The 25,704-nt window shown below is 69.5% G+C and carries 23 protein-coding genes; 15 read left to right on the forward strand and 8 right to left on the reverse strand.

The features are described from left to right. The first annotated feature begins 13 nt into the window (after positions 1-13). The 3 genes from BI335_RS01845 to BI335_RS01855 are packed head-to-tail and all read left to right on the forward strand — an operon-like array spanning position 14 to position 2,336. Positions 14-967 carry a T3SS (YopN, CesT) and YbjN peptide-binding chaperone 1 gene (locus BI335_RS01845; protein ID WP_094429479.1) on the forward strand — a complete coding sequence of 318 codons (954 nt, stop codon included), beginning with the start codon at positions 14-16 and terminating at the stop codon, positions 965-967. Continuing rightward, positions 964-1,389 (forward strand): pyridoxamine 5'-phosphate oxidase family protein, encoded by a 426-nt coding sequence (locus BI335_RS01850; protein WP_094429480.1) that lies wholly within the window; start codon positions 964-966, stop codon positions 1,387-1,389. Before BI335_RS01845 ends, BI335_RS01850 begins: the two co-directional genes overlap by 4 nt. A 53-nt stretch (positions 1,390-1,442) precedes the next feature. Further along, positions 1,443-2,336, forward strand: coding sequence for a universal stress protein (locus BI335_RS01855; protein ID WP_094399832.1), 894 nt, complete (start codon positions 1,443-1,445; stop codon positions 2,334-2,336). A gap of 18 nt (positions 2,337-2,354) precedes the next feature. Here the strand turns inward: BI335_RS01855 and BI335_RS01860 are convergent, their stop codons facing one another. Both BI335_RS01860 and BI335_RS01865 read right to left on the reverse strand, forming a co-directional pair. Further along, a complete protein-coding gene (locus BI335_RS01860; protein WP_094429481.1) occupies positions 2,355-3,923 on the reverse strand; it encodes an N-acyl-D-amino-acid deacylase family protein in 1,569 nt (522 codons plus the stop codon). 9 nt (positions 3,924-3,932) lie between these two features. Then, positions 3,933-5,360, reverse strand: a complete 1,428-nt coding sequence (locus BI335_RS01865; protein ID WP_094429482.1) for a Na+/H+ antiporter NhaC family protein — start codon at positions 5,358-5,360, stop codon at positions 3,933-3,935. 9 nt (positions 5,361-5,369) lie between these two features. On the opposite strand from BI335_RS01865, the gene hrpA reads away from it, so the two are divergent. Then, a complete protein-coding gene (hrpA, locus tag BI335_RS01870) occupies positions 5,370-9,311 on the forward strand; it encodes an ATP-dependent RNA helicase HrpA (protein WP_094429483.1) in 3,942 nt (1,313 codons plus the stop codon). Here the strand turns inward: hrpA and BI335_RS01875 are convergent. Continuing rightward, positions 9,308-10,102: an alpha/beta fold hydrolase gene (locus tag BI335_RS01875; RefSeq protein WP_094429484.1), complete on the reverse strand. Its 795-nt coding sequence runs from the start codon at positions 10,100-10,102 to the stop codon at positions 9,308-9,310. The genes hrpA and BI335_RS01875 overlap by 4 nt on opposite strands. Before the next feature lie 71 nt (positions 10,103-10,173). Here BI335_RS01875 and BI335_RS01880 point away from each other — a divergent pair, with 71 nt between their 5' ends. The 8 genes from BI335_RS01880 (at position 10,174) to BI335_RS01915 (ending at position 17,520) form a co-directional block, all read left to right on the forward strand. Continuing rightward, positions 10,174-10,548, forward strand: coding sequence for a MerR family transcriptional regulator (locus BI335_RS01880; RefSeq protein WP_229119392.1), 375 nt, complete (start codon positions 10,174-10,176; stop codon positions 10,546-10,548). Positions 10,549-10,637: 89 nt separating this feature from the next. Then, a complete protein-coding gene (locus BI335_RS01885) occupies positions 10,638-11,933 on the forward strand; it encodes a sugar ABC transporter substrate-binding protein (protein ID WP_172421678.1) in 1,296 nt (431 codons plus the stop codon). Beyond that, complete coding sequence (locus BI335_RS01890) at positions 11,930-12,931, forward strand: carbohydrate ABC transporter permease (RefSeq protein WP_094429487.1); 1,002 nt, start codon at positions 11,930-11,932, stop codon at positions 12,929-12,931. The genes BI335_RS01885 and BI335_RS01890 overlap by 4 nt, the downstream gene beginning before the upstream one ends. Before the next feature lie 10 nt (positions 12,932-12,941). Beyond that, positions 12,942-13,856 (forward strand): carbohydrate ABC transporter permease, encoded by a 915-nt coding sequence (locus tag BI335_RS01895; RefSeq protein WP_172421679.1) that lies wholly within the window; start codon positions 12,942-12,944, stop codon positions 13,854-13,856. Continuing rightward, complete coding sequence (locus BI335_RS01900; RefSeq protein WP_172421680.1) at positions 13,843-14,778, forward strand: dihydrodipicolinate synthase family protein; 936 nt, start codon at positions 13,843-13,845, stop codon at positions 14,776-14,778. Before BI335_RS01895 ends, BI335_RS01900 begins: the two co-directional genes overlap by 14 nt. Further along, the gene (locus BI335_RS01905) at positions 14,775-15,941 is read left to right on the forward strand and encodes an enolase C-terminal domain-like protein (RefSeq protein WP_094429490.1); all 1,167 of its coding nucleotides are present in this window, start codon (positions 14,775-14,777) and stop codon (positions 15,939-15,941) included. Before BI335_RS01900 ends, BI335_RS01905 begins: the two co-directional genes overlap by 4 nt. Beyond that, positions 15,938-16,687 (forward strand): SDR family NAD(P)-dependent oxidoreductase, encoded by a 750-nt coding sequence (locus tag BI335_RS01910; RefSeq protein ID WP_172421681.1) that lies wholly within the window; start codon positions 15,938-15,940, stop codon positions 16,685-16,687. Before BI335_RS01905 ends, BI335_RS01910 begins: the two co-directional genes overlap by 4 nt. 5 nt (positions 16,688-16,692) lie before the next feature. Further along, positions 16,693-17,520 (forward strand): SMP-30/gluconolactonase/LRE family protein, encoded by an 828-nt coding sequence (locus BI335_RS01915; protein ID WP_094429492.1) that lies wholly within the window; start codon positions 16,693-16,695, stop codon positions 17,518-17,520. On the opposite strand, the gene BI335_RS01920 is transcribed toward BI335_RS01915, so the two are convergent. The 4 genes from BI335_RS01920 to BI335_RS01935 form a co-directional block, all read right to left on the reverse strand. Beyond that, positions 17,517-18,710 carry an ROK family transcriptional regulator gene (locus BI335_RS01920; protein ID WP_094429493.1) on the reverse strand — a complete coding sequence of 398 codons (1,194 nt, stop codon included), beginning with the start codon at positions 18,708-18,710 and terminating at the stop codon, positions 17,517-17,519. The two genes, BI335_RS01915 and BI335_RS01920, sit on opposite strands and share 4 nt — an antisense overlap. 108 nt (positions 18,711-18,818) lie before the next feature. Beyond that, complete coding sequence (locus BI335_RS01925; RefSeq protein WP_094429494.1) at positions 18,819-20,423, reverse strand: right-handed parallel beta-helix repeat-containing protein; 1,605 nt, start codon at positions 20,421-20,423, stop codon at positions 18,819-18,821. Positions 20,424-20,536: 113 nt separating this feature from the next. Next, complete coding sequence (locus BI335_RS01930) at positions 20,537-21,259, reverse strand: VOC family protein (protein ID WP_094429495.1); 723 nt, start codon at positions 21,257-21,259, stop codon at positions 20,537-20,539. A gap of 59 nt (positions 21,260-21,318) precedes the next feature. Then, positions 21,319-22,299: a LysR family transcriptional regulator gene (locus tag BI335_RS01935; protein WP_172421682.1), complete on the reverse strand. Its 981-nt coding sequence runs from the start codon at positions 22,297-22,299 to the stop codon at positions 21,319-21,321. Positions 22,300-22,390: 91 nt separating this feature from the next. Here BI335_RS01935 and BI335_RS01940 point away from each other — a divergent pair, with 91 nt between their 5' ends. After that, on the forward strand, positions 22,391-22,846 hold the full coding sequence (locus BI335_RS01940; RefSeq protein ID WP_094429497.1) for a hypothetical protein: 456 nt from the start codon (positions 22,391-22,393) through the stop codon (positions 22,844-22,846). Positions 22,847-22,899: 53 nt separating this feature from the next. Here BI335_RS01940 and BI335_RS01945 read toward each other — a convergent pair whose 3' ends face one another. Then, positions 22,900-23,226 (reverse strand): hypothetical protein, encoded by a 327-nt coding sequence (locus BI335_RS01945; RefSeq protein WP_094429498.1) that lies wholly within the window; start codon positions 23,224-23,226, stop codon positions 22,900-22,902. A 197-nt stretch (positions 23,227-23,423) separates the two neighbouring features. On the opposite strand from BI335_RS01945, the gene BI335_RS01950 reads away from it, so the two are divergent. Next, entirely contained in the window at positions 23,424-24,653 is a 1,230-nt protein-coding gene (locus BI335_RS01950; RefSeq protein WP_094429499.1) for an IS1096 element passenger TnpR family protein, read from the forward strand. A gap of 145 nt (positions 24,654-24,798) precedes the next feature. Then, a complete protein-coding gene (locus BI335_RS01955; RefSeq protein ID WP_094429500.1) occupies positions 24,799-25,701 on the forward strand; it encodes a proteasome assembly chaperone family protein in 903 nt (300 codons plus the stop codon). The last annotated feature ends 3 nt before the right edge of the window (positions 25,702-25,704 follow it).

A 25,704-nucleotide genomic window follows, 5' to 3' on the forward strand; every position in this document is an offset into this window, starting at 1 on the left:
CAGGCCGCTGCCCGTGGCCGCATCCAGTGCGGAGGAATCTGACGACGTGCCCGACTACGACGACTTCGATCTCGACCGGAGCACGGCCGAGGCGTGGCACAACTTCGGCGAGCGACTCGCCGAGGTGGTGTCGGTGATGGACGACACCTCCGACCTGACGATCGGGTCGGTCGCCAGCGACTCCGAGACGGTGCCGTTCGTGCGTTTCCACTCGCTGACTCGTGACGTGGTCCGCGCCGAGGCGGCCAGCAACAGCGTGCTCGGGGAGCATTACCAGCTGATCCCCGAGCAGCTCGAGCAGATGGAATGCCTCGGCTGGCAGGCGCCGACCAGCGAGGGGGAGCGGCCGACCGGGAACTTCTGGGTCGAGGTACCGCAGGAGGACTCCGACCGGCTCGCCCAGCTCGCCGTCGGCGCGCTGCGCGATGTCTACGGCATCCAGCACCCGGTGTTCCTGGCGCCGGATCAGCTCGCCGAGATCCTGCAGCCCCGGCCCGAACCGCTGGAGGGCTATTCGGAGTTCGACCCCGAGGACGTGGTGGCGACGATCCCGGTCAGCCACGAACACCTCGACGACATGATCGAGGTCGAGCTGGCCGAGATGTTCGGCCACCAGCCGCTGCGCGACGCCGAGGGCGACTTCGCGATCCGGGTCGGCTCGACCATGCTGTTCCTGCGCACCTCCGCCGATCACCGCGAGATCATCGTCTTCGCCGCCGTCGTGCACGATGTCGAGGGACGCTCACGGGCGATGGAGATCCTCAGCGACCTGAACACCGAGGTCCGGCTGGTGAAGTTCCAGTTGATCCGGGATCGGGTGTTCGTGAGCACCTCGGTGTTCGCCCACCCGTTCGTCCCGGCCCACCTGCACCAGGCGGTCCGGATCATGAGCGAGGTCGCCGACGGCATCGACAACGAGCTCGCGGTCCGACTCCGCGGGCGCACCACGTTCGAGGAGGGCGCATGAGCGCGGGCGAAGGACACAGCGAGGGCGGAGCGGGCCGCTTCTCCGCGCTGGCCGAGGACGAGTGCCGCGACCTGCTGCGCACCCACACCATCGGGCGGATCGGTTTCGCCGCCAGTGAGGGGCCGACGATCCTGCCGGTCAGCTACGCGCTGCACGCCAACCGGATCGTCTTCCGCACCGCCGCCGGCGGGATCCTGGCCGAGCTCGAACAGGGCCGACCTGTCGCCTTCGAGGTCGACGACTTCGACACCCAGACCCAGACCGGCTGGAGTGTCCTGGTCCGCGGCACCACCGACGCGCCGGTCGATCTGCGCGAGATCACCGGCCCGCTGCCGATTCCGTGGGCCAACGGCATCCGCGATCAGGTGATCTGCCTCTCGATCGACTCGATGAGCGGCCGGATCGTGGCCCGCGAGGACTAGAATCGCAACCAGCGAATACATTGCCGCCGGTGAGGCGGACCCGGAGGTGCGAGATGACCGATGAACTGGCCAAGGGACGCGTCGTCGTCGGGGTGGACGGCTCCGAGGACGGCAATCGGGCCGTCGAATACGGGGTCCGCGCGGCGCTGAGCAAGGGCGCCGATCTGCTGCTGGCGCACGCGGTCGACGATGCCGTGCTCGCCGGCGCCTGGGGAGTCGTCTACGATCCCGGCCTGCTGCAGGACGCCGGTCATGAAGCGGCCGAGGGTGCCCGCCGACACGCGGTCGAGATGGGCATGCCGGAGGACCGGGTGCAGGCCGACATCTTCATGGGCAATCCGGCCGCGGTGCTGACCCGGCTGTCGGAGGATGCGCCGCTGGTGGTCGTCGGCCGCCGCGCGATGTCGGGCCTGGAGCGGCTCTTCGTCGGCTCCACCTCCGTCGGGGTCGCCGCCTCCGCGAGCTGCCCGGTGATCATGGTCTCCGCGGCCTCCCACAAGCCGAAGACCGGTGACCTGGGTGTGATCGGCGTCGGCCTGGACGGCACCGAGCGCTGCTCCGACGCCCTCCGCTTCGCCTTCGTCGAGGCATCCCACCGCGGGGCGCGGCTGCAGGTGATCCACGCCTTCGAACTGCCCACCGGATTCTTCGCCGACCGGCAGGATGTGGACGCCCGCCGGGAATCCGCGCTGCAGAACGCCCAGCAGGGGATCGGCCAACTGGTCGAACCGCTGCGCGCGGAGTTCCCCGATGTCGTCGCCGAGATCGAGATCGTCAACGCCCACCCGGTCAACGAACTCACCCGCCGCTCGGGCGATCTCGACCTGCTGATCCTCGGCGTGCACGGTTTCGCCTTCCCCGGTCTCTCGCCCGGTGCCACCATCCGCGCGATCATGGCGCACGGCCTCTGCCCGCTGGGCCTGGTCCGCAACAAGAAGAAGCAGTAGCAGCAGCCCGGCCGCCGATCAGCGGTTCAGCACGATTCCCCGCCCACGCAGGGATTCCGGCTGCGCACCCAGTGCCGGCCGACCGGCCAGCCAGACCTGACCGACGCCGTCGGCGAGCTGCCACGGGTCGTCGAAGGTGGAACGGTCGGTGATCCGTGCCGGATCGAGGAGCACCAGATCCGCGACCGCACCCACGGCCACCACACCGCGATCGGTGAGCCCGAGCCGGGACGCCGGCAGGCTGGTCATCCGGCGTACCGCCTCGGTCAGAGGCAGCAATCCCTGCTCCCGCACGAAATGTCCGAGCACCCGGGCGAAGGTGCCGAAGCTGCGCGGGTGCGGCCGCCCGTCACCGGCGGCGGAGAGCACCCAGCCGTCGGAGGCGACCGAGACCCACGGGTGCCGCAGCGCCGACTCGAGATCGGCTGCCGACATCGCGTGGTTCACGATCGCCACCGTGCCCCGGTGCTCGCGCAGCACGTCGAGGGCCACGGCGGCCGGGTCCCGCCCGGTGCGCTCGGCGATCTCGACCAGCGAGCGGCCGAGCTGGTCGCTGTACGCCCCGGCGGGCAGGTTGGCGAGCACGATCCCGCCCGGATCGATCTCGCCGTCGAACCGCTCCGCCAGCGCCTGCTCGATCCGGGCCGACTCGTGCTCGTCGGCGAGCCGCTCCAGCAGTGCCCGTACCCCGCCGGCCAGGGCCCAATCGGGCAGCCGGGAGGTCAGCGTGGTCGAGGAAGCCGTGTAGGGGTAGACATCCGCGGCGACGTCGATGCCCTCGGCGCGCGCGGCGTCGATCCGTTCCAGGATGCCGGCGACCTTGCCGTGGTTGCGCGGCCCCATCGCCTTGATGTGGGAGATCTCCAGGCGTACGCCGCTGCGGCGGGCGGTCTCGATGGCCTCATCGACCGCGTCCAGCACCCGGTCGGTCTCGTTGCGCAGGTGGGTGGAGTACAGCAGCCCGTGCTCGGCGGCGACCGCGGCGAGTGCCTGTACCTCGGCGGCGTCGGCATAGCTGCCCGGTGCATAGATCAACCCTGTCGAGAAACCGACCGCACCCTGGTCCGCGGCCGCAGCCAGCATGTCACCCATCCGTGCCAGCTCGGTGGCCGTGGCCGGCCGGTCGGCGTATCCCAGCACGGCGATCCGCAACGCACCGTGGCCGACCTGCAACCCCAGGTTGACCGCCGGCCGACGGGTGGATATCGCCTCGGCGTACTCGGCCAGATCCCGCCACTGCCAGCTCAACTCCGGCCGCAGGAACGCCGAGGAGTCGCGCAGCGCGGCCAGGTCGGTCACCGGGAACGGTGAGGTGCCGCAGTTGCCGGTGATCAGGGTGGTCACGCCCTGCGCCAGCTGGGTGATCGCCGCAGGTTCTTCCTCGATGGAGAAATCGGCGTGCGAGTGCAGATCGATGAACCCCGGTGCCAGGACCTGGCCGGTGCCGTCGACGCGCTGCCCGCCGCGCAGCGAGCCCGGCTCGCCGATGGTCGCGATCCGCCCGTCACCGATCCCGACGGCCGCGCGCCGCGGCGGTGCACCCGTGCCGTCGAGCAGGTCCACCTCGTCGATCACCAGTTCCAGCATTCCTGTCTCCTAACGGGTCTGGACGAACATGATCACGCCATACATCAGGCAGGCCGGCACCAGCAGCAGCCAGCCGGTGATCAGCATGTTCTTCAGGTTCTCCGAGCGTGCGAGCCCCATCACCCCGACCATGTTGCCGTTCGGGAAGGGGCCGTAGGTGTCGGTCTTGGAGGCGAACAGCAGCACCACGATCCAGGTCGAGACCGGGACCCCGATCGCCTCGGCGAGCGGCCCGAACACCTTGTCCAGCAGGACGACCTGGGCGGCCGTGGCACCCGGTACGCCGACCCAGCCGAGCAGGGCGACGATCACCGCGAACACGAACGCCGAGGAGGCGGCCAGGCTGGTCTGGTAGTGCGCCAGCACCACCTGGAAGGGCGCGAGTCGGTCGATCAGCAGGAACAGTCCCGCCAGCAGCCAGAACAGGATGAAGATCGGCACCAGCTTGGCCGCGCCGCGATAGAGGAGCACGGCGATCTCGGTGACCGGCAGCCGGCCCGCCAGACCGGTGGCGATGCCGATCGCCGGCAGCGCGATCAACGGGAACGAGGTCCCCGCACCCTGCCAGGTCGCATAGACCACGCTGGCCAGCAGCACCACCGCGAAGGCGGCCGTGGCCGCGCGGGCCCGGGGCGGGGTCTCGGCATCGGCACCGGTGAGCTCCGCGGCATCGTAGCGTTCGGCGGGGATCGCTTCGGTGCGGCGCTGGATGAACCGGACCACGAACGGTCCGAGCACCAGCGACAGCAGCGCCAGCGGTCCCGCACCGTGCAGCAGATAGCTCAGATATCCCGCGCCGGCGGCCTGCATGATCGCCACATTCGACCCGGCGAAGGGCGCCAGGGCCAGTCCGGCGCACCCGCCGATGAACATCATCGCGGCGGTCGCGGAGCGGGTGAAGCCGAGCCGGGCGGCGATCGGCAGCAGGATCGGCGCCGAGATCGCCAGCGCCCCGGCCAGGGTGCCCAGGCAGGCGACGAGCACCAGGGAGGCGAGCATGATGCCGAGGATCACCGCCGTCGGGTTGCGTCGGCCGACCAGATGCATCACCCCGTGCACGATGGTGCTGGCGACACCGGTGACCCGCAGCACCTCACCGACACCGGCGCCGAGCATGATGATCAGTCCGATCATCGTGATCGAGTCGGCGACGGCCTTGCCCATAAACTCCCCGAAGGCGAGCGGAGTGGGTTGCAGGACGAGTACGCCGGACAGCACCGCGACCAGCGTGGCGACGTTGATGTCCATGCCCAGCAGGGCCAGCGCCGCGTACAGGACGATCGGCAGCAACCCCCACAGGGTCGGTCCGTCCACGAGGAAGCCGGCCACCAGGCCGGCCAGCAGGCCGAGCAGAGCGAGGATGTTCACCAGCCGTTGCCGCCCGGTGCTCAACCGCACCGCATAGACGTTCTCTTTCGAGGTGGATCCGTCAGACATCGCACTTCCTTGTGGCCGGCAGTCCGGTCGCACCCGGACCGCGGAAGCGCCAGCCTTGCACATCGGCATCCCGACACCCGGGATCTCACCGCGGTCGGGGTTGCCGAGGCTGGCTATCGTGGGCGGGTGCAGATCACCTTCGACGAGGCGCTGCCGATCACTGAGCGGGTCGACGACATCGCCGCCGCCATTCGCGACAACCAGGTCGTCGTGGTCGCGGGTGAGACCGGTTCGGGCAAGACGACCCAGCTGCCGAAGATCGCACTGCAGCAGGGGTTGACGCGGATCGCGCACACCCAGCCGCGGCGGATCGCGGCGCGCTCGGTCGCCGAACGGGTCGCCGAGGAGCTGCACGTCGAGCTCGGTCAGGAGGTCGGCTACCAGGTCCGGTTCACCCGCAGGGCGCGCACGGATTCCCCACTGGTGCTGATGACCGACGGAGTGCTGCTCGCCGAGATCGCCCACGACCGGGACCTGCGCAGCCACGACTGCATCATCATCGACGAGGCCCACGAGCGCAGCCTGAACATCGACTTCCTGCTCGGCTATCTCAAGCAGTTGCTGCCCCGGCGACCGGAGCTGAAGGTGATCATCACCTCGGCGACCATCGACACCGCCCGCTTCGCGGCCCATTTCGACGATGCGCCGATCATCGAGGTGTCCGGTCGCACCTACCCGGTGGAGATCCGGAACCGGCCGCTGCAGCCCGAACCCGAGGACCCCGAGGCGCCGCTGCCGGAACCGCGGGACCAGGTGGATGCGATCTGCGAGGCCGTCACCGAGCTGAGCACCGAGGGGCTGGGGGACATCCTCATCTTCCTCAGCGGTGAACGCGAGATCCGCGACACCGCGGACGCCCTGGCTGCGATGAAGCTGCCGAACACCGAGATCGTGCCGTTGTACGCCCGGTTGTCGGCGGCCGAACAGCACAAGGTGTTCACCCCGCACACCGGACGACGGATCGTGCTGGCCACCAACGTCGCCGAGACCTCGCTCACCGTGCCCGGAATCCGTTACGTGATTGACCCCGGGACTGCCCGCATCTCCCGCTGGTCGGCCCGCACCAAGGTGCAGCGGTTGCCGATCGAACCGATCTCGCAGGCCTCGGCGAATCAGCGGGCCGGTCGGTGCGGCCGCGTCGCACCGGGCATCTGCATCCGGCTCTATTCGTCGGAGGACTATCTGGCCCGCCCCGAGTTCACCGAACCGGAGATCCTGCGTACCAACCTGGCCTCGGTGATCCTGCAGATGGCGCAGGCCGAACTCGGTGACATCGCCGACTTCCCGTTCGTCGAACCCCCCGAGGCCGGTCAGATCACCGACGGGGTACGGCTGCTGGTCGAGCTGGGCGCCCTCACCGACGGGAAGAAATCGCGTCAGCACAAGGAAAACGGGCCTCGGCTGACCCGCATCGGGCACCAGCTCGCCCGCATCCCGGTGGACCCGCGGCTGGCCCGGATGCTGGTGGAGGCCGCCCGCCGCGACTGCCTGTCCGAGGTGCTGGTGATCGTCGCCGGGTTGACCATCAACGACCCGCGGGAACGACCCGCCGAGCACCAGCAGGCCGCCGACGAGCTGCACCGCCGGTTCTGGTCCGCACCTCCGCCGGTTGAGCGAGCGAGGAACGAGCGAGGCGAAGCCAAGGCAGCCGACGGGGAGGAGCGAATCCTCGACGGCTCGGACTTCATCGCCTGGCTGCGATTGTGGGACCACCTCGCCGAACGCCGCGAGGCCCTGTCCGGCAACGCATTCCGGCGGATGTGCCGCGATGAGTTCCTGCACTATCTGCGGATCCGGGAGTGGCAGGATCTGGTCAGCCAGCTCCGGCAGGTGTGCCGGGAGCTCAAACTGGAACGCAATGCCACCCCGGCGAAACCCGATGCGATCCACACCGCAATCCTGAGCGGCCTGCTCTCCCAGATCGGGCTCGCCGACCTGAAGGCGGAGAAGAAGAGCCAACCGCGGCAGGGCAGACGGCGCCGCCCGGGACCGCGCGAATACCTGGGTACCCGGGGTTCGAAGTTCGCGATCAATCCGGGATCCTCGGTGGCCCGCAGCCAACCGGAACTGGTGATGGCCGGTGAGCTGGTCGAGACGACCCGGTTGTGGGCCCGCACGGTCGCCGGGATCGATGCTGCCATGGTGGAACAGGTCGGCACGCATCTGTTGACCAGACAGTATTCCGAGCCGCACTGGTCGGCCCGGCAGGCCCGGGTCGTGGCCAATGAACGGGTGTCCCTGCTCGGGGTACCGATCATCGCGAATCGCACCGTCGGCTACGCCCATGTCGACCCCGCCGCCGCCCGGGAGATCTTCATCCGTTCCGCCCTGGTCGAGGGTGACTGGCGGACCAGGCACCACTTCGTGGCCCGCAACGCCCGCACCCGGGCCGAGGCGGAGGAACTGGAGGAGCGCACCCGGCGCCGGGACCTGCTCGTCGATGACCAGGCGATCTTCGACTTCTATGATGCGCGGCTGCCCGCCGACATCGTCTCCGGCGCGCACTTCGACACCTGGTGGCGGAAGAAGCGCCACCAGGACGACGGATTCCTCGACCTCGGTCTCGCCGATCTGGTGGCGGGGGAGCGGCCCGACCTGACCGGCTTCCCCGACCGATGGCCGGTGGCCGGGTTCGAGCTGCCGGTGGACTACGTCTTCTCACCCGGAGCGGCGAACGACGGTGTCCAGGTGAGCATCGACCTGGCCCAGCTCAACCAGGTGCCGGCCGAACCGTTCGGCTGGCAGGTCCCCGGGTTGCGGGCCGAGCTGGCGACGGCCCTGATCCGCGGCCTGCCCAAGCGGCTGCGGACCCGGTTCGTCCCGGCCCCCGACTTCGCCCGGCGGGCACTCGACGAGATCGGGCCCGAGGCCCGGGATGCCGAACCGTTCCCGGTCGCGTTGGGTGCCGCGCTGCGCCGGCTGACCGGTGAGCTCGTGCCCGCCGACGCCTGGGCGCCCGGGACGGTCGATGACCACCTGCGGGTCACCTTCGTGATCCGGGACGGGGATCGGGAGCTGGGCCGCGGCAAGGAGCTGGCCGACCTGCAGCGCCGGTTCGCACCGAGACTGACCGCGACCCTGACCAGGGCGGTGGCCCGACCGGGGATGCGTGGTGCCACCGACTGGAGCTTCGGGGAGCTGACCGATGAGCAGCGCGTCGGCGGCGGGGTCGGTTATCCGGGACTGGTCGACGCCGGCGATGCGGTCGATCTGGTGCTGCACGAGAGCCGGACGGCGCGCGATGCCAGCCATCCCGCCGGGTTACGCCGGCTGGTGCAGTTGAACACCCCGGATCCGACCAAGTGGGTGATCGCGCACCTGTCGAACACCGACAAGCTGGCGCTGGGCAACAGCCCCTATCCGAGCGTGCCCGCGCTGCTGGCCGATGCCCGGCTGGCCGCGGTCGGTCGGTTGATCGAGGCGGCCGGCGGGGTCCGCAGCACCCGCGATGCGGCGGCCTTCACGCGGCTCTGTGACACGGTCCGCGCCGAGCTGGCCGACACCATGCGCACGGTCGTCGGTGAAGCCGCAGAAGTGCTGCGGCGCACCCAGGCGGCGCGACTGGCCATCGCCACCGTCGGCGATGCGGAGGTCGCCGCCGATGCAGGCGAACAGTTGGACGGCCTTGTGCACAAGGGATTTCTCTCCGGTACGCCCCGGCCGTGGGTGGATCGGCTGGGTCGCTACGTTGCCGCGATCGGCGTACGCCTGGCCAACCGGGAACGCAATCCGCGCCGCGACGACGAACTGCTGGGCACGATCTGGCCGCTGGAGGCCGAATACGCCGAACTCCTCGCCGAGCAGCCCGACGGGCCGCTGCCCGCAGCGCTCACCGAGCTGGGCTGGAAGCTCGAAGAGCTGCGCGTCGGGCTCTTCGCCCAGCAGCTCGGCACCGCCGAACCCGTGTCCGTGCAGCGCATCCGCAAGGCACTCGACGCGGCCCGTCGTTAGTCCTGGGTGAGGAAACCGCGCACGATCCGGACGAACTTGTCGGGCCGCTCGACGTTGCTCAGATGCACCACCGGCAGCTCGACGAGGCGGGCGTCCCGGACGGTGGCCGCGATGAGTTCCCCGTGGGCCGGCAGGCAGACCTGGTCGTCGGCCCCGGTCAGCACCAGAGTCGGGCTGGTGATCAGCGCGTCGGTGCGCCGCAGGTCGGCGTCACGGACGGCGGCCAGGCACCCGACCAGGCCACGCCGGTCGAGGCTCATCAGGTCACGGCGGAACGGTGCGACGATCGACTCATCGGTGAGCAGGGAGTCGGGAAACCAGTTGTGCAGAAAGGATTCCGCAATGGCCGAGAGATCGTCGGCCGCCAGCACATCGGCGATCCGGGCGTCCCATCGGGGGGCGGGTCCGAGGTAGGGGGAGGTGTTGGCGAGGATCAACCGATCCACCCGCTCGGGGACATGGATACCCAGCCACTGACCGATGAAGCCACCGAGGGAGAGCCCGCAGAAATGCACCCGGTCGATCCCCAGGGCGTCCAGCAGTTCGACCACATCGGCACCGAGACGGTCCAGTGAGTAGGCACCGGCAGGGGCCGACGAGCCCCCGTGCCCGCGGGTGTCATGGCGCAGTACCCGGAAGTCCTTGGCCAGCTGGGGGATGACGCCGTCCCACATGGCCAGGCTGGTGCCGATCGAGTTCGACAGCACCAGGGTGGGTGCCCCGGCCGGCCCGTCGAGGCGGTAGCTGATCCGGGTGCCGTCACCGGTGGTGAAACTGGAGTGGTCGTCCATGAGGTGTTCCTCTCGTCGTGTGCGGACGAGCCACCGTAGAATGTGACATCAATGTCAGAATCAAGGGGCGGATGCGGATGCGGATCGGGGAGTTGGCCCGGCGGACCGGGGTGAGCGTGCGCTCGCTGCGCTACTACGAGCAGCAGGGACTGCTGGTCTCCGAGCGGACCGCGGGTGGGCATCGGGAATACGCGGAGGCCGCGATCGATCGGGTGGTGCTGATCCAGCAGCTCTTCGCGGCCGGCCTGCACAGCCGCAAGATCGCGGAGATCCTGCCCTGCATGCGCGCACCGGAGGGGGACGCCAATGAGCGCGCGACCCGCAGGCTGGCCCAGGAGTTGATCGCCGAACGGGATCGCATCGACGAGACGATCGGCGACCTGGCCCGTTCCCGGGCACTGCTCGACGACATCATCCGGATGGCGTCGACCGCCGGTGATCGGTGACCGACCTGACCGAACAGTGAGCCCCTCTTGCAGGACCGCGAACCTTCGGCTACTTTCTTTCTGCCGGAAAGTAAACCATGGAGGTTTTGATGAGGCGTCAACGACGACTGATGTTCGGGGTGGCTGCGGCGGTTGCGATGGGACTCGCGGTCTCCGGTTGTGGCACCAAGCTGCGCGGGGACAGTGGCGGGGCCGATCAGACGCTGACCGTCTGGTCCTCCTGGGCGGAGGGGACCTCGCAGCAGAAGGTCTATGCCCAGGCGTTCACCGACTTCACCGCCCGGACCGGGATCAAGGTCGATGTCCGCTTCCTCGGCAGCGACGTCTGGTCAACCCTCAAGACCGCGGTCCCCGCCGGTCAGGGGCCCGACGTGCTGCCCGCCGACGCCTCCCGGATCGGCGACTACGACTTCCTCGAGGACGTCACCCCGGTGCTGGACGCCAAGACCCCCGAGGGCGCGACGGTCCGTGAGGGCCTGAACGCCAACCTGCTCACGATCTCCTCCGGCGCCGACGGCGTACCCCGCATGGTTCCCGACAGCATGCTGTCCTACGGGATCTGGTACAACCGGGCGACCAACCCCGATCTGGCGAGCAATCCGCCGCAGACCTGGCAGAACTTCCTCGACACCGCGCAACGGTCCAAGGCCAGCGGCACTCCCGCGATCTCGCTGGACGGCACCCAGGCCCGGCAGTCCTCGCGCTGGTTCTCCTGGCCGCTGCTGCGGCTGGCCGGCCCCGGCGCCTTCCGCGACCTCGGTGCCGACCGGACCGGTGCCGCCTGGGACCGGCCGGAAACCCTGCAGGCGGCGAAGATGACCCGCCAGCTCGTCGATCAGGGGCTCTTCCAGCCCGGGTTCGAGGGGTCCAAGTCACCGGCCGCGCAGAACGCCTGGGCCGACAACAAGATGACCTTCCTGCTGCAGGGCAGCTGGGTGCCCGATGAGACCGGAACACTCCAGGCGCCCGGCTTCCAGGCCAGCTACTTCCCCTTCCCCGACGTCGAGAACGGCCAGGGCAACTCGATGGTCCAGCTCGGTGCGCTCGGCTGGTCGATCAGCAAGCGGGCCAAGAATCCCGAAGGTGCCCAGCAACTGCTGACCTACCTGCAGGGCGCCGAGACCCAGGGCCGGCTCGCCAGCCAGGCCAACAGCATCCCCGCACAGTCGAAGGTCCCGGCACCCGAGGGGCTGGCCGGGTTCCGCAGCGAGGCCGAACAGGCCCAGCAGGTGACGATCACCGACGACAACGCGCCGGCGGTGGGGCAGTGGTGGGACAAGGTGATGACCCCCTCGATCACCGACCTGCTGAACAAGAAGGTGACCCCCGAGGAGTTCGTCGCCCGCGGCAAGGAACAGACCGTCCAGTACTGGAAGAACCAGTGACCACCACCAGCAACGACACCGTCGCCACCGGCGCCGAGCAGGAGGCCGCACGACTGCTCCGCGGCCCCCGGGCAGGCCGCCGTCGACCGGCCCGCGACGATCACCGGCCCGCGGCCCGGCGGACCACCGCGCCACCGTTCTGGCCCTTCGTCGCACCCGCGCTGGTGGTCTACCTGGTGCTCTACGTCGGCCCCGCGCTGTTCGGCCTCGGCGCCAGCTTCACCCGCTGGCAGGGACTCGGTTCGCCGATGAGCTTCGACGGGCTCGGGAACTACGTGCGGATGCTGCGCGACCCGGGTGTGGGGCGTGCCCTGCTGAACACCGGGGTGCTGATGGTGGTCGGGTTGCTCGGCGTGCTGGCGGTCAGCATGGTCGCCCTGCTGGTGCTGCAGCGGATGCGCGGCCGCCGCTTCGTCCGGGTGGTGATCTTCATTCCCTACCTGATCTCACCGATCGCGATCGGGGTGGCCTTCGGCTTCCTGCTGGACCCGGAGGGGCTGCTCAACTCGCTGCTCAGCCTGGTCCGACTGGACGGGCTGCGACAGTCCTGGCTGGGCCCGGATCTGGTCTTCCAGTGCGTGATCCTGGCCGTCATCTGGTCGCTGTCGGGGCTGGCCATCGTGCTGCTGATGGCAGCGGTCGACAACATCCCGCATTCCCTCTACGAGAACGCAGATCTGGCCGGCGCGACCGCCCTGCAGCGGCTGACCCACATCACCGTCCCGCTGTCCCGGGGCATCCTCGGCGTGGTGGTCACCCTCTGCATGATCCAGCTGATGAAGGTGTTCGACCTCGTCTACACCCTCACCGGCGCGACCGGCGTACCGCCCTATGCCGCCCGCACCTTCGCGGTCGAGCAGTACGTCACCCTGGCACCGGTCGAGGGCCGCCCCGACTTCGGCTACGGCGCCGCGATGGGTGTCGCCTTCGTGATCCTGGTGACCGTGCTGGTGGTGGCGATGCGCCGGATCATGCGCTCCGAGACGATCGAGTACTGAGATGGCCGAGATGACGATGACACGACAGGCCCCCCAGCAGCGGCAACGGAACCGCTGGACCCCGGGCCGGATCTTCGGTGACGTGGCGCTGCCGACCGCCGCCCGGATCGTGCTGTGGGTGTGGGCCGCCTTCAACGTGGCCCTGCTGATCTGGGTGATGATCACCGCACTCAAACCCGACCGCGAGGTGTTCGACTTCCTCGCGCTGCCCAGCCGGCTCGCCTGGTCGAACCTGGCCACCGCCTGGACCTCGGCCGGTTTCGGCACCGCCTTCTGGAACACCGTCGTCTACGCGGTGCTCACCGCGGGCCTGTCGGTCGCCCTGGGCGCCCCCGCGGCGTACGCCATCGCCCGCTCCGGCCATCGGTTGAGCGGCTGGATGCTGGTGCTCTTCTCGGCCGGGATGACGATCCCGCACCAGATCGTGCTGGTGCCCTATGTGGTGATGAACGCCTCGGTCGACACGTTGATGGTCGACTGGGTCACCGGCTGGTGGGATCCGCGGATCTTCGTGCTGCTGGTCTCGATCGCCTGGCAGATCCCGTTCAGTGTGCTGGTGCTGGAGGGCTTCTTCCGCACCCTGCCCGGTGAGCTCGAGGAGGCCGCCTCCATCGACGGTGCGGACCGTTGGCAGATCTTCCGCAAGGTGATGCTCCCGCTCGCCTCGCCCGGTCTGCGCAGCGTCTTCGTGCTGAACCTGATCACCGCCTGGAACGAGACCCTGCTGATCCTGGTGCTGATCACCGACCCGGCCAAACGCACCCTCGGGCCGGCCCTGCTGACGACCTTCGGCGCACTGCAGAACCAGAGCAACTGGGGTGTGCTCTTCGCCGGGGTCGCCATCGTCACTTTCCCAATCCTCGTGGTCTTCGCATGGGCCGCGGGCCGAATCCTCGAAGGAGTCACAGCCGGTGTCGACAAGTAACGATCCGCGCGGTCTCGTACCGGTCATCCAGACGCCGTTCCAGGCCGACGGAACGATCGATCTGCCCAGCTTCGACCGCTTGGTCGACCACACCCTGTCCGCGGGCGTCGGGGGGGTGTTCTTCCCCGGCATCGCCTCGGAGTTCTACCAGCTGGACGACGCCGAGCGCGGCGAGCTGACCCGGCGGCTGCTGCGGCGTACCAACGAACTCCCCGAGGTGCCGGCGATCGTCAGCATCACCGACCAGTCGGCGATCGTGGGGGTACGCCGGGCCAGGGAGGCGCTGGAAGCCGGCGCCGACATGATCAACATCATGGCCCCGCGGTTCTGGCGGCTGCCGGCCGAGGCGGTCGATGAGTACTTCCAGACGATGCTGGCCGAACTCGCTCCGGCACCGATGATGATCCAGTACGCCAGCGATGTCAGTTCGGTGGGGCTCACCCCGAACGGGTTGCGCGGCTGGGCCGAGCAGTATCCCAACCTGAGCTGCGTCAAGGTCGAGGTCGACCGGCCCGGGCCGTTCATCGCCGACCTGGTGGAGGGTACGCCGGCGCTCGGCGCCTTCGTCGGCCGTTCGGGTCTGCACCTGATCGACGCGCTCGAGCACGGCACCACCGGGGTGCAGCCGGTGACCGGGTTCATCGAGGTCTTCGGTGACATCCTCACCGCCTGGGATGCGGGCCGCGCCGAGGACGCCCGCCGGATCTTCGAACGGTTGCTGCCCTATCTGGTGATCGGGGAATCCGAACCAGGGTTGATGATCGCGGTGGCCAAGACCATCACCGCACGCCGCGGGATCATCGACACCGACGTCTGCCGCGCCCCGTCGGTCCGGCTCGCACCCGACATGCTGCGCCTGGTCGACTCGTTGCTGGACGCCTTCCCCGCACTGCTCCGGGAGACCGCCGGGGTGAGCGCATGAGTGCCGCGATCGAGACCCTCGACCTGTTCCGGGTCGACGTCAGCTGGCGGACCAGCTGGGCACTGGTGCGGATCCAGCTCGACGACGGCAGGATCGGCTGGGGTGAATCCTCCGATGCCCACATCGCCCGGATCGCGGTCGATCGATTCTCCGAACTCGCCGCGGAGTATCGCGGGCTTCCCTTCGACGAGGCGCATTCCCGCCTGGATGCCGCGATCGCCGAGGCCGCAGCGGCACTCGGGGACTCGGCGGCGTGGCCGGCCGAACCCACCCTGCTCGGCGGGATCGAACAGGCCTGCTGCGACCTCGCCGCCCAACAGGCGGGGCAGAGCCTGGCCAGCTATCTGGGCGGGCCGGACACCTCCTATGCGATCCCGTTGTACGCCAACATCAACCGCGGCCTGCGGGAGCGGACGCCCACCGAGTTCGCCCGGCTGGCGCGGGCGGCGGTGGACAGCGGCTTCACCGCGATCAAGTGCGCACCCTTCGACTTCCTGGTCGGCGATCGCCGGGTGGAGACCGGGCTGCGGCTGATCGAGGCGGTGCGGGCCGAGGTCGGGGAGAAGGTCGATCTGATGATGGACGCCCACCACAACCTCTCCCTGGCCGAGCTGACCGCCTACCGCCAGGGCATCCTGGATCTGAACCTGCGCTGGATCGAGGATGTCGCCCGGGTGGAGAATCCGGTGGAGGTGCAACAGGTCAAGGAGGTGCTGGACGTGCCCCAGGCAGGCGGTGAGGCCGCGACCCGGCCCGATCAGGTGGTGGCCGCGATCGAGTCCGGTGCGCTCGATGTGTTCATGCCCGATGTGAAGCACGCCGGTGGTGACCGGGTCGCGGTGGCGCTCGGCGCGATCGCCGCGGAGGCGGGCCTGGAGGTCTCGATCCACAACCCCACCGGACCGGTCGGTACCGCGCACTCGGCGGCCGCGTCGGCGGCGATGCCCACCGCGCGGATCCTGGAGTTCGCCTTCGGAGAGGTGGACTGGCGGGCCGACCTGCTGACCGATCCGGAGATCGAGTCGGGCGCCTATGCCCGTGCCACCACTCGGCCGGGTCTCGGTGTCGGCGTCTCGATGCCGACCCTCGTCAAGCATCTCGGCGAGCCGGTGCCGGTCGGTTCCGCACATCCGGGGTCGCAGCTGTGGGCGAGCGGGCAGTGACCCGCAGCGTTGTCGTCACCGGAGCCGCGCATGGCATCGGGGCGGCGGTGGCCCGGCGGTTGTCCGGCGCCGGTGCCCGGGTGCACGCGGTCGACGCCGCCGGTGATCCGGAGATCACTGCCGTGGTGGCGGATCCGGCGGCCGGTGGGGTGTCGGTGGTCACCGGGGACGTCACCGATCCGGCCCTCCCGGCTGCCGTGATCGAGCGCGCCGGTGCGGACGGTGACCTGGATGGGTTGGTGATCTCCGCGGCGCTGCAGAGCGGGGACACGCTCACCGATTTCGATCCGCAGCACTGGCAACGGGTGCTCGAGGTGAACGCCGTCGCTGCCGCGGCCTGGGCGGCGGAGTTCGCCCGTTCCTGTACGCGGCCCGCCGCGATCGTGCTGGTCTCCTCGATCCACGCCGGGGTGGCCGGGACCGGGGGAGCGGCGTATGCCGCCTCCAAGGCGGCGCTCACTTCACTGGGCCGCCAGCTGGCCGTCGAGCTCGGCCCGCTCGGCATCCGGGCCAACGTCGTCGAGCCCGGATTCGTCGCCGTGCAACGGAATCGGCACCGCTGGGAGCCCACCGAGGCGTACGCCGAGCGACGCCGCGACAATCCGCTGGGCCGGGTCGCCGAGGCGGACGACGTGGCCGCGGTGGTCGAGTTCCTGCTCTCCGACGGCGCCCGGCATGTCAACGGCGTGGCGCTGCGCGTCGACGGTGGCCAGAGCGCCGGTATCGGCCCCTTCGGTCAGGAGTGAACCCGATGAGTGGAACCGAGGCGGACCCGCTGATGGCCCGCGTCCTCGACCCGGCGCACCGGTTCACCGGTGAGGGTGCCTGTTGGGATCCGATGACCGATTCTCTTGTCTGGGTGGACATCTGGGCGGGTCAGGTGCTGCGGACCGGGCTCGAGGGGGAGACCGAACTGGTCTGGGCGACGATGCCGCCGGTCGGCTTCGCCTGCCCGACAGCGGATGGTCTGCTCGTCGGCGCCGGGCTCGATCTCTGGTTGCTGCCGCCGAGCGGGATCGCCGAGCACGTGTGCCGGGTGGACGGTGTGCCGGCGGGCTCGCGGATCAACGACGGGGCGATCGACGCGCACGGCCGGGTCTGGTTCGGCACCGTCACCCCGCAGGGCATGGATTCGATCCTCTTCCGGTACGCCGACGGCCAGCTCGAACCGGTGCTCCAGGGCCTGTCGGTGGCCAACGGGATCGACTGGTCACCCTCGGGGGATCGGATCTTTCTCGCCGACACCGGAACCGGCATCATCCATGCCGCCGCCTACGACCCGGGCAGCGGGGAAACCGGCCCCTTCGAGACCTGGGCACAGCGCGATCCGGGCGCGCCCGACGGTCTGTGCGTCACCCCGGACGGAGCCGTCTGGGTCGCCGAGATCTTCACCGGGCGGGTCGTCGAACTGGTCGACGGCCGGCCGCGGCGGGAGCTGCTCGTCCCCTGCCCGCGGGTCACCAGCGTGGCCTACGGTGCCGGCCGGCTCTTCGTCACCACCGGCACCAAGGACCTCACCGACGAGCAGTTGCGGCAGTACCCGGACGCCGGATCTCTCTATTTCACGAGGGAGATCTAGAAACCCTCGGCCTCGGCCAGGGTCGGCTCGGCGGCCAGCGGGTCGGCGTAGTAGGACAGCATCACCGGTGCGGCGGCGGCCAGCACCAGTGGATGCTCACCCAGTCGAGAGCCGACGATCCGGCGCTCCCGCTCGGCGACACCGGCCACCGGGCGGGCAGCCTGCTCGCGGACCTCGGGCAGCAACTCATCCCAGGCACCGGTGATCCCACCGGCCAGCACCAACAGCTCGGGATTGAGCACGTCGAGCAGGTAACCGGCCAACCGGCCCACCATCTGCATCCGGTCGCGTACCAGCCGACGAGCGGTCCGGTTCCCCTCGTCGGCCAGCGCGAGCAGCGCGGCCCCGGAGCCGACCTCCAGCCCGGCGGACCGTGCCTCGGTCACCAACCGGGTCTCCGACAGCTCCACCTGGGTGCAACCGCTGCGGCCACAGGAACACGGTGCGGCCCGTGATCCGAAGCGCACCGGCAGATGCGCGACGGTGCCGGCGGCCGAGGACGGGCCGAGCAGCAGCTCGCCGTCGATGACGATCGCGGCATCGGTCACATTGCCGATGTGCAATTCCACCAGGCTGTCCGCCTCCCGCGCCGCGCCGAAGGTGGATTCGGCCAGGGCCAGGCCCCGGACGTGGGAATCCACGAGCAGGCCCTCGGGCGCCGCCGTGCGCAGGGCCTGGGCCAGATCGACCCGCTGCCAGGGCAGGTGCGGATGATCCAGCACCACACCCTGATCGACCGTGCCGCCGATCCCGATCCCGGTGCCGATGATCCGGGTGTCCGGGCTGACGACCGACCGGAGTCGGCGGAGCTGACCGCGGACCTGGCGCAGCACCGCGGCTGCCGTCAGCTCGGCGTACGCGACCTCGCGGACGGCGCTCACCCGACCGGAGAGGTCGACCAACCCGGCCGTGATCCGGTTGGCACCGAGGTGCACACCGAGCGCGGTCCGCTGGTTGCTGCGCAGCGCGAGAGGGGTGAGTGGCCGCCCGCGGCCGGAGGAGGTCGCCTGACCGTCGAGCAGTTCGACCAGGCCGGCACCGATCAACCGACTGCTGAGTCGGGAGACCGCGCCGGCGCTCAGGCCGAGTCGATTGGCGAGCTGGGACCGGGCGGAGGGGCCGGCGCGCAGCGCGATGAGCATGGCCGAGACGTTCTCCCGGCTCAGGTCGGACGCGACCCTCGGGCTCATCGGGACCTCCCTGCAGCGTCGCCGGCACACCTGGGCACCGTGGTCATGATCATCTGTGAACCTATCCCAGAAGGGGTCGGCGGGCCCGGTGGACCCGCCGACCACCGATCACAGTCCGGGACCCTCGTAGGCCCCCAGGTTGGGTGCACCGGTCGCAGCGACCGGATTGCCGAAGTAGTCCCGGCCACCGTTGTTGGTGATCACCTTGCCGGCATCGAGTGCCGGGCTGCCGGTACGCAGCTTGATGCCGGGCGGTGTCGTGGTCGCCGGGTCGACGAAGCGCGGATCGGCGACGATCGAGTTCGTCGAACCGCTGGGCGGCGTCACGTTCTGGAACAGGTTCGTGTCGAAGGTCGCCGCCGGTGCGCCGGAGGCGCGATAGACCGTGTCCACGGTCCCGTTGCGGTTGGTGATCACGTTGTTGCGGAACGCGATCGGGGTGGACGCACCTTCGTCGGTGAGGAAGCGGATGTTCTGGCTGAACGGGCTTCCGGTCCGGTCGATGATCACCGTGTTGTTGTAGACCGCGGAGTCGGTGAACGATCCGGGGCAGAACCGGATGGTCCGGTTGTAGTCCTGGATCGACACGTTGTAACGGAAATTGGCGTTCGATCCACTGCCGCAGTACATCCAGGCGCCACCGTCGTTGCGATAGCTGTAGTTGTACTGCACGGTGACGTTGTGGCTGTCGTTGTCGATGTCGTAGGCATTCGCGTCGTTGGCGTAGTCACCGCCGGCATTGCCGTAGGAGACCGAGTTGCCCTGGATCAGCGCGTTGTCGGCGCTGGTGGTCCAGAAGGCAGCCGAGCCGGTGTAGGGGGAGTTGCCCCAGTCGGTGACGACATTGTTCAGCATCTGTGCGCCGTCGGTGATGAACGGGGTGACCGCACCGGCGCCGAGCCGGGTGAAGGAGTTGTTGGCGACCACCACACCGGTGGACGCGGCGTAGTTGGCCAGGCACTGGGTGGTGGTGTTCCACCACTGTCCGGGGCGGCGACAGTTCGAGTTCCAGGTCTCCACGCCCATCCCGCCGATATCGGTGAAGGTGTTGTTGCGCACCTGCACGTCGGCGAACCGGGTGAGTCCGTCGGCCTTGTTGTTGCGGACGATGATCCCACCGGTGGCGTTCTCCAGCACGTACCGCTTGCCGTTGTAGTTGTTCGCCCAGACGCCGTCGACGTTGCGGATCGTCAGGTTCTCGAAGACGAAGTGGTTGGCGACCGTGCCGCTGAAACCGTTGTCCAGGAAGACGAAGATGCCCTTCTGGCCACCGGGATCCGTTGTGGGGTTGGTGATCGTGAGATCGCGCAGTTCCCAGCCCTGCACGTTCTTGAGCAGCACGGCGCTGTCCAGACCGGATCCGGAGATGACCGGTGCTTCCCCGGTGCCGTAGGCGCCGACCTTGATCGGGGCGGTGGTGGTGCCGGAGCCGCGGGGTGCGAAGGTGGCCGGCTGGCCCGAAGTGCCGTTGCAGGTGCTGCCGCGGGCGAACAGCAGCGTGTCTCCGGCGGCGAAGGTGCGCGCATTGACCTGGCTGATGTTGGTCCAGGGGTTCGTGGCGCTGCCGTTACCGGTGCTGCCGCCGGTGCACTTGACGTAGTAGGTCGTGCCGGCGGCATGGGCCGCCGGGGTCGCGGCGAGGAGCGGGACCGCCCCACCTGCCAGGACCATCGTCACGGCCAGGGCCGTGTTGCGGATTCGAGAACTCTGCATGGGGGATGCCGTCCTTCACCTCGTCGTGATGATTATCTTGCCGGATGCAAGATAATCAGACCAATGTCGGCATGGCAATGGTCGAACCGAAGTTCGGAACGATTTCCGGCCGATCAGCGTGGGGTGAGGACGCAGAACTCGTTGCCATCCGGGTCCACCAGCACCACCCAGGGAACCGCGCCCTGACCGATGTCGACGCGTCGCGCACCGAGGGAGAGCAATCGTTCGACCTCGGTGAGCTGATCGCCGTCGGCCGGGGGAGCGAGATCGAGGTGCAGTCGGTTCTTGCCGAGCTTCTCGGCGACCGGTGGGCCGCCCCAGGTCAGCTTGCTGCCGCCGGCGGGGGACTGGATCGCGGTCTCGGAGTCCTGGTCCCAGACCAGCGGCCAATCGAGCACCGCGCTCCAGAAGTGGCCGACGGACCGGGTGCCGTCACCGGACAGTGCGCCGATCGCATCGGTGTCGGCGAGGAAGTTGTTGCCGGCCTCGATCACGCAGAACTCGTTGCCCTCGGGATCCGCCAGCACCACATGCGTGACCTCCGGCCCCTGACCGATGTCCAGGTGCCGGGCGCCGAGATCGAGTGCGCGTGCCACGGTCTGCTGCTGATCGTCGGGGCTGGCCGAGGTGAGGTCGAGATGCATTCGGTTCGCACCCCGCTTCGGTTCGGCGGTGGGTGCGAACTCGATCCGGAACTGCACCGGGCGTACCGGTGGTAGCACGACGATGCCATCCTCATCGGGCAGCACCCGGCGATCGAGGACACCCGCCCAGAAGCCGGCGAGCGCCTGGGGGTCGTGGGCGTCGATGGTGAGTGCCGTCAGCTCAAGGCTCATGGCTGGACGTTAGGCCGCAGAACTGAACCCGGCAACGGATTTCCGGCCGAGCGGCCCGGTCAGCCAGGAAACCTCGACCGGGCAGGGACGAGCGACTCGACAACCTGCCGATCCGCATCCGGCCACCACGCGTCCTCGGGATCGGGTTCCGCGATCGCCCGCTTGGCACGACCGATCACCGCCTCGGCGAGCCGTCGCGGCACTCGATCGCCGCTGGTCACCGGCCAGCCGGCCAGCCAGCAGAACACCGGGACCGGGCGGCTGATCGCCACCGTGCGCAGGCCCGGTGGCGGTGCTGCCATGCCCGCGCCGTAGAGGCTGATCCGGTCGTCGCTCGCCGCCAATCGGTCGAAGAACCGCGGCAGGCCCATCGTCGACCCGACCGGGTCGAGGAGCAGCCCGCACCGCTCGGCCAGGTCCTCGACCAGGCCCCGCCACTCGCGTGGGGCACCGGTCATCGGGAACCACAACCGAAGACCCCGCAGCGCCTCGAAGTCGACCTCGTCGTCACCGGCGAGCGGATGACCGTCCCCGACCAGCAGCACGATCGGCTCCAGCACCGGACCGGCCAGCGCGATCGGCGCCGGCGCACCCTCGGTGAACGCGGAGGCGCGGCCGAACGCCAGGTCGGCGTACCCGGAGCGGAGCACCTCGCGAGCCGTGCGGGTGTCGCCACGGGTGACCAGCGAGATCGACAACCTGCTGCGCGACGCGTGGTCGGCCGCCGCGCCGGCGATCGACAGTTGCTGATCGAGGACATCGATCCGCAGTTCGCGCTGCTCGGGTCGCGCCCGGGTGACCAACCGGTCCACATCGGCGACCAGTTCGGCCGCCTGCGGCAGCAGTTCGATACCGACCCGGGTCGGGCGGAGCCGGCGCCCGTCCCGCTCGAACAGCACGGTCCCGAGTTGTTGCTCCAGGCGTGCCAGCCGCTTGGAGACCGCCTGCTGGGAGATCTGCAGTCGCTGCGCGGCCCGGCCGGTGTGCTGCTCCTCGGCCAGTACGCACCAGGTGCGCAGCAGCGCGGTGTCCAGGTCCATGCCGACCACCGTCAGCCAACAACCAACGGTTGTCAATCGTTGCCGGATCATTGTTGGACCGGCCCCGGACCGCCGGCCGAGGCTGGGTCACATGGCGACCACAACCACCACCCGCCGCCGTCGGACCATCTATCTGCTCACCGCGATCGCGACCGTCTTCTCCCTCGGTCACCATGTCGATCACGTGATCCGTGGCAACCATGTCGGCTGGCCGATCACCGATCAGGTCACCGTCTTCACCATCAGCCTCGGCATCTACCCGATCCTGCTCGCGGCGGTGCTGCTCTACCGCGCCGGTCGCATCGGCCCCGGCGTGTGGGCCTTGCTGTCCGGCAACGGGGCCCTGTTCGTGGCGGGCGTCCACTTCGGCCCGCTCGCGGTGGAGTCCCCGCGCGACATCCGCGATCCGTACCCCACCCTGCTCGGCTGGTTCTGGTTCGGCTGGCTGATCATCTTCGTCGGGGTGCTGGTGGTGACCTGTGTGGTCGAGACCCGGCTCTGGCTGCGGCAACGCTCGGTCCGGGCCCGCTCGGTGTCGACCGGGTGACCGGTCGGTGCGATGTTCCTCGGGCACTACGCGGTCGCGGTCGCGGCCAAGGCCTACCAGCCGCGTTTGTCACTGGGTGGATTGTTCGTTGCGGCCCAGGTTGCCGATGTCGGCGCGTCGGTGCTGATGCTGTTCGGTGCCGAATCGATGGCCGACCCGCGGATCAGCCACGGGGTGGCCGCGATGCTGGTGACCGCGATCGGCGCCTGGTGGGTGGCCCGGGGCCGGCCGGAGGTGTTCAGCCGGACCGGTGATCGGGCCCCGGTGCTGATCGCGCTGGTGGTGGCCTCCCACTGGTGGCTGGACTGGCTCGGCCGCGCCTTCGACCTGGCCCCGGCCACCCGGTTCGGTGCGGAGGTAGCGCTGTTGCTGGCCGCCACGGGGGCGTACCTGTGGTCGCATCGAGCGATCCGGAACCGCTGGTTGCTCGCGGGCCTGGGAGCTGCGCTGATCGGATTCCAGGCGCTGGTCAGCTTCGGCAGTCCACCCGCAGGGGTCCAGGCGTACGCCGCATCGAGCCTGGCGGTGTACCAGGTCTTCGCCCTGCTCGCCGGGTTCGTCTGCGAAGCTGGATCGCATGGCGAGCCGATGGACGACGATCAAGGTCGAGCTGCTGGGCGGTCGGGGCGAAACCCTCGATCCACCTCCGGGACGGGTGCTGATGCTGCCGCCGCGGTTGACCTTCGACCAGCTCGGCGAGGCCATCGACCTGGCGCTCGGCCGCTGGGACCTGGCCCATCTCCGGCTGTTCCAGCTCGCCGACGGCACGATCGTCACCGATGACGAATCCGCCGCCGAGCTCAAGGCGTCCCCGCGCGGTGCGGGCATCGGCCAGACACTGTCGCTGGAGAGTTCGATCGCGCGCCGGATCCACAAGGGTGAGGAGTTCGGCTACGTCTTCGATCTGGGTGACGACTGGACCCATCGCTGCACCGTCCTCGGCACGCGCGATCCGTTCGACGAGGTCGGTCACCTGCCGACCGAACCGGTGGCGATCTGGGGGTGGGGCAGCCTGCCGGATCAGTACGGCCGGGTGACCAGCGACCTGGACGACGAGCCGGACGCGCCGTCGAGGATCACCGACCCACCTGGCACCCCGCTCGCGGAGCCGACGGAGCCGATCGATCTGCGCGAGGTGCGCCCGGCGATCGCGCAGGCGGATGTGCCGGCGCTGATCGCGGCGACCACCGGCGTACGCCTGGACCATGCCCTTCAGCAGCTCGGCTCGGGGCTGCTCACCATGTGGCCGAAGGTGACCGGGCGGCAGTGCGAACCGTTCGAGGAGCTGGCGTTCGCGATCCACAACCGCCTGCAGAATCGCCAGCAGCTCGGGGATCGGGAGCTCGCCGCCGAACTGCTGGCCGCCCTGCGCGGCGCCGATCCCACCGAGGGGGTGATGGTCTCCCTCGATGAGCTGAACAATGCGCTGTCAGACGACTCACAGTACGAGTCCGCCGCCTTCCTCAACGTGCAGACCGGGGAGGCGGTCCACCCCGCGCTGACCGATCCAGGCATGATCGGTGAGGATGACGCCGTCGATGTCGAGAGCGGGGAGTGGGTGCAGATCGACCTGGAGCGAGCGCAGAGCGACTGGCAGGCGATGGCCGACTTCGTGGGAACCGTCGCCGACGACCCCATCAGGCGCCGACTGCAGGATGCGATCGAGGGCAAGGGGGCCTTCTCGCGATTCCGGAGGAGCCTGCCCGAGGAGCTGTTTCCCGATTGGCAGACCTTCCACACCGATCGACGCTGGGGCCGGTTGCGCGCCGAACTCGCGTACCTCGACAAGAATCTGCACGGACGTTGAGGTCCTCGTCTCGACCGGATTCATCTCGACACGCCCGGCGCTGCCTTGCTTCGCTGCGGCACCGCCGGGCTACTCGATGAGCGGGGTGCGGCACCGCCGGGCGACTCGATGAGCGGGGCTGGGGTGGACCGATAGAGTCGCACCCATGCTCGATCCCCGGCTGCTCTACCAATTCGACCCCGCGCTGTGGGAGAGCATGCGCGGGACCCGGCCGGTGCTGCTGCACCTGCTCGACGGCTACATCGACGCCGGTCAGGTGGGCCGGACCCTGGTCGAGCAACTGATGGCCACCTGCGAGTCCGAGGTGCTGGTCGAGTTCGACGTGGACCAGCTGCACGACTACCGCAGCCGCCGACCGCTGATGGTCTTCGACACCAACCGTTGGACCTCCGCCGAGACCTTCCAACTCGCGCTCTACAAGATGACCGCGCCCAACGGGAAGGTCTTCGTGCTGCTCGCCGGACCCGAACCGGACACCCAGTGGATGCGGGCGCTGGCGGCGGTCACCGGGCTCGCTCAACGCCTGGACGTCCGGCTGGCGGTGACCGCACACGGCATCCCGATGGGCGTCCCGCACACCCGGCCCAGCCTGATCACCGCGTACGCCAGCAGCGAGCGGTTGATCGATGAGGACAACCCGGTCTGGGTCGGCCGGGTGGAACTGCCGGGCAGCTTCGGCGCGATGCTGCAGCTGCGCCTCGGCGAGTTCGGCACCGATGCACTCGGGCTCGCGGTGAATGTGCCGCACTATCTTGCCCAGGCACCGTTCCCGCAGGCCACGATCGCTGCCCTGGAACGGATCAACGCCGCCACCGGGCTCGATCTCCCGCTGGACGGCCTGGCCGAGCGGCGGGCCACCAACCTGGCCGAGATCAACACCGAGATGCAGGCCTCCGACGAGGTGCAGGAGGTCGTCGGCCAGCTCGAGCAGCAGTACGACGAGGCCCGCCAGCGCACCGATCGGCGGGTGCCTTCGGCCGACGAGATCGGTGCCGAACTGGAGCGATTCCTCGCCGAGCGGGACCGCAAGGACAAAGACGATGAGTGACCG

It is taken from the genome of Enemella evansiae (assembly GCF_002250705.1).
GTDB lineage: Bacteria > Actinomycetota > Actinomycetes > Propionibacteriales > Propionibacteriaceae > Enemella > Enemella evansiae.

Bases quoted from the DNA above. Each gene is read 5' to 3' on its own strand.
- BI335_RS01850 (WP_094429480.1), top strand. From the start codon at position 964: ATGAGCGCGGGCGAAGGACACAGCGAGGGCGGAGCGGGCCGCTTCTCC.
- BI335_RS01855 (WP_094399832.1), top strand. From the start codon at position 1,443: ATGACCGATGAACTGGCCAAGGGACGCGTCGTCGTCGGGGTGGACGGC.
- BI335_RS01860 (WP_094429481.1), bottom strand. From the start codon at position 3,923: ATGCTGGAACTGGTGATCGACGAGGTGGACCTGCTCGACGGCACGGGT.
- BI335_RS01865 (WP_094429482.1), bottom strand. From the start codon at position 5,360: ATGTCTGACGGATCCACCTCGAAAGAGAACGTCTATGCGGTGCGGTTG.
- BI335_RS01875 (WP_094429484.1), bottom strand. From the start codon at position 10,102: ATGGACGACCACTCCAGTTTCACCACCGGTGACGGCACCCGGATCAGC.
- BI335_RS01880 (WP_229119392.1), top strand. From the start codon at position 10,174: ATGCGGATGCGGATCGGGGAGTTGGCCCGGCGGACCGGGGTGAGCGTG.
- BI335_RS01885 (WP_172421678.1), top strand. From the start codon at position 10,638: ATGAGGCGTCAACGACGACTGATGTTCGGGGTGGCTGCGGCGGTTGCG.
- BI335_RS01895 (WP_172421679.1), top strand. From the start codon at position 12,942: ATGACGATGACACGACAGGCCCCCCAGCAGCGGCAACGGAACCGCTGG.
- BI335_RS01905 (WP_094429490.1), top strand. From the start codon at position 14,775: ATGAGTGCCGCGATCGAGACCCTCGACCTGTTCCGGGTCGACGTCAGC.
- BI335_RS01915 (WP_094429492.1), top strand. From the start codon at position 16,693: ATGAGTGGAACCGAGGCGGACCCGCTGATGGCCCGCGTCCTCGACCCG.
- BI335_RS01920 (WP_094429493.1), bottom strand. From the start codon at position 18,710: ATGAGCCCGAGGGTCGCGTCCGACCTGAGCCGGGAGAACGTCTCGGCC.
- BI335_RS01925 (WP_094429494.1), bottom strand. From the start codon at position 20,423: ATGCAGAGTTCTCGAATCCGCAACACGGCCCTGGCCGTGACGATGGTC.
- BI335_RS01930 (WP_094429495.1), bottom strand. From the start codon at position 21,259: ATGAGCCTTGAGCTGACGGCACTCACCATCGACGCCCACGACCCCCAG.
- BI335_RS01935 (WP_172421682.1), bottom strand. From the start codon at position 22,299: ATGGACCTGGACACCGCGCTGCTGCGCACCTGGTGCGTACTGGCCGAG.
- BI335_RS01940 (WP_094429497.1), top strand. From the start codon at position 22,391: ATGGCGACCACAACCACCACCCGCCGCCGTCGGACCATCTATCTGCTC.
- BI335_RS01950 (WP_094429499.1), top strand. From the start codon at position 23,424: ATGGCGAGCCGATGGACGACGATCAAGGTCGAGCTGCTGGGCGGTCGG.
- BI335_RS01955 (WP_094429500.1), top strand. From the start codon at position 24,799: ATGCTCGATCCCCGGCTGCTCTACCAATTCGACCCCGCGCTGTGGGAG.